General features: G+C 67.2%; 3 protein-coding genes. 2 read left to right on the top strand and 1 reads right to left on the bottom strand.

Annotated features, from left to right (window positions below; genetic code table 11):
• The coding region (locus ACLL9L_RS12870) for an AfsR/SARP family transcriptional regulator (protein WP_411285058.1) at positions 1–872 on the bottom strand (872 nt) is incomplete at its 3' end.
• A 377-nt stretch (positions 873–1,249) separates the two neighbouring features.
• Between ACLL9L_RS12870 and ACLL9L_RS12875 the strand changes: the two genes are divergently transcribed.
• Entirely contained in the window at positions 1,250–1,744 is a 495-nt protein-coding gene (locus ACLL9L_RS12875) for a TadE/TadG family type IV pilus assembly protein (RefSeq protein ID WP_411285059.1), read from the top strand.
• 2 nt (positions 1,745–1,746) lie between these two features.
• Entirely contained in the window at positions 1,747–3,009 is a 1,263-nt protein-coding gene (locus tag ACLL9L_RS12880) for a pilus assembly protein TadG-related protein (RefSeq protein ID WP_411285060.1), read from the top strand.
• The last annotated feature ends 2 nt before the right edge of the window (positions 3,010–3,011 follow it).

Genomic DNA, 3,011 nt, shown 5'->3' on the forward strand with positions numbered 1-3,011 from the left:
GCGACCCGGTGCAGGCGGATGACGGACTCGAGCAGGTCGCCGAGGTCGTCGCCGGCCCACGGCCTGGGTTCGGCAAGGAGTCGGGCGAACGTCCGCCGCAGCACCGGCCCGGGAGGACAGCCCAGCTCGTCCGCCAGGATCCGGCGGCAGTCGGTGTAGGCCCGCACGCCCTCGACGAACTGCCCCCGGCTCTCGAACGACTCCAGCAGCGCGGCCCAGGCAGGTTCGTTCAGGGGATCCCGCGCGATCGCGGCACGCGACCAGTGCTCGGCCCGCACCGGCGAGTGGGCCCGCAGCGCCGAGGTGGAGGCGTCGACCAAGGCGCCCACCACGTACCGGTCGTGCTCGGCCCGGGCGTCGTCGACCCAGGCCAGACCACACTCCTCCGGCAGCAGCGGCTCGTGCGCGAGGGTCATCGCCGCGTCGTAGGACGACAGCGCCATGGCGGGGTCCGCGGCGCGACGGGCGTCCGCGAGGTGGGCGTGGAGCGCGACGGTGTCGAGGTCGACCTGTCGCATGTCCAGGGCATACCCCCCGCTCACCGTCTGGACGACGGAGCGACCCACCGGCGCGCACGGCTGGAGGCTCTTGCGCAGGACGCTGACATAGGTCTCGAGGGTGCCGGTGGCGCCCGACGGTGGCGTGTCCCCCCACAACAGCACCCGCAGCCGTTCCTTGCTCACGGGGGTGCCTGCCGACAACAGGAGGGCGATGAGGACCTGACGGGCCTTCGCTCCCCCGAGCTGGCGCGGGCCGATGACGCGATCGCCGGCGGTGACCCGCAACCCGCCCAACAGGCGGATCTGCAGGCGTTCCCCCCTCACGGGGGCCTCGACTGCCCTCCCCACTGCCGTGCTCAGCCCAATGTCCATGGCCCGCCACCCTTCCCCGATGGATGTGATGCCTCGAGCATCCACGGCGGGCCACCGTGGGCGACATCCCCTGAAGGAGTCGTTGGCCTCCCCCGCAGTTGGGGGGGGCCCCGGTCGGCACCGAGGGACCAGTGGCCGTCGACCACAGCTCCAGTCGCTGCCCGGACGGTCCGGGGGCGCATCAGTCCTGCACGACCTCGGGGCGCGCGACGTCGATCCGGGCCGAAAGGGTTGTCGCGGGAGGCCGAACGGCTGATGTCCGGAAAGAGTAAAGAAAGTACATTTTTGAGGTAGTAGATCGTCAACTCCTTGTATGGAACGGCCCGCTGAAGATCGTGGAACATTCAATGAACAACCATGTTTGGAGGATCACGCTCATGACGTCTCGACCCCTGGTCCGCGGTCGCGGAGCGGATGCTGATCGCGGTGCTGCAGCCGTCGAGTTCGCCCTCGTGATGCCCCTGCTGTTTCTCCTGCTCTTCGGGATCATTGACTACGGCCTGTGGTTCAACGACTCCCTGTCCCTGCGTCAGGGTGTCCGTGAGTCCGCGCGTCAAGCCGTGGTGCGGCGTGCGTCGTCCACGTGCCCGGGTACGGGTATGGCGGCGGTGGCGTGCGGGACGCGAGCCCAGGTCGCCGGAGGGACGGCGTACGCGAAGGTGTTCGCTCCGAACGGTTGGGTTCGGGGTGAGAAACTCGTGGTCTGCGCCATGGTTCAGGCCACGAGCATCACCGGCTTCGTGCCCCTGCCTGCCGGTGGACTCATCACGTCACGGACGACGATGTCCATCGAGAACGTCACCCCGATGCCGACCGATCTCAGCTACTCCGACGTGCCACCCAGCGGAGGGGACTGGACATGGTGCACCTGAACGTGAACCTGCACCTAAAGCGACTCGGTCGCCGAGACGGCGGCGCCGTGGCGTTGCTGTCAACGCTGCTGATCTCGACGGTGCTCATCGGTCTGTGTGCTCTGGTCGTTGATCTGGGAATGGCCAGAGACACCCGGCGACAGGCCCAGAACGCCGCCGACGCCTCGGCTCTTGCGGCCGTCAACGTCCTCTATCTGAGCGGCGTGGTCGACGCGAACCGTGCCATCATCGCCGCGAAGACCTATGCGGCCGCGAACTACCAGGTCAGCGAAAGCGACTGGGCCAGTTGTGTCGACGGACAAAAACTTCTCTATCACCCCAACACCGAGTGCATATCGCTGGACAACCCCCTCACGCCGACAACGGTGAGGGTCAACGCCCCGGTCCGCCGGGTCCGGACTGCCTTTGCGGGGATCTGGGGCATCGACAGCGTCCCGGTCGGCGCCGCAGCACAGGCCCGGATCCTCAACGGAGGGCCACCAGCGTGTGGCCTGTGCGTCATCGGGCCCGGCACCCACAATCTCCAGAACGGGAACATCTACGTATCGGGGGCGAATGTCGCGTTCAACGGAACGGTGTCCTCCCGTCCCGGCAGCGTTGTCGACGTGACGAGCGGCGTCGTCAACCTTCAAGGTGGCCTGTCACAAATCGCACCGGGGACGTTCACCAGCCCCCCCAACACGAACCAGCCAGCAGTCGCGGACCCGCTGGCAACCATGAACATGCCGAACTACAGCACCCTTGTGCCGAAGGCCAACTCCTGCACCGGGGGGCCAGGTATCTATGACCATCTGACCACCTGTCCGGGCTTGGGAATGCTGCCCGGTCTCTACGTCCTGACGGGGGCCAGCAGCCCCAACAGCGTCGTCGCCAACGGGGTCACGCTCTACTTCATCTGTGGCACGCCGACGGCCCCGCGAGCTTGCGCCACCGGCGAGTCGGGCGCGAGCCTCAGCATGGGCGGAAACGACGCCCTCACCATCACGGCACCCACCGTCGGAGCGACGATGGGCCTGTCCATGGTGGCCGACCGCAACAACACCGCGATCTTCACCTTCCACGGCAACGGCACGCAAACCAATACAGGGACGATCTACCTCGCCAGCGGAACTGTGCAGGACAACGGCAATGGCAGCAATGCTTTCGACTCACTCGTGGTCATCGGAGATCTCACCTTCAGCGGAAACCCCGCCACCATTTCGTCCACCTACACCCAACCGGCCAACGTGATCCGCGCCGGATCAGACATCCACCTCTCGGACTGACC

It is taken from the genome of Lapillicoccus sp., from assembly GCF_046595215.1.
Classification (GTDB): Bacteria; Actinomycetota; Actinomycetes; order Actinomycetales; family Dermatophilaceae; genus Lapillicoccus.

Excerpts from the sequence above, each read along its gene's own strand:
- ACLL9L_RS12875 (WP_411285059.1), top strand. The coding sequence starts at position 1,250 with ATGACGTCTCGACCCCTGGTCCGCGGTCGCGGAGCGGATGCTGATCGC.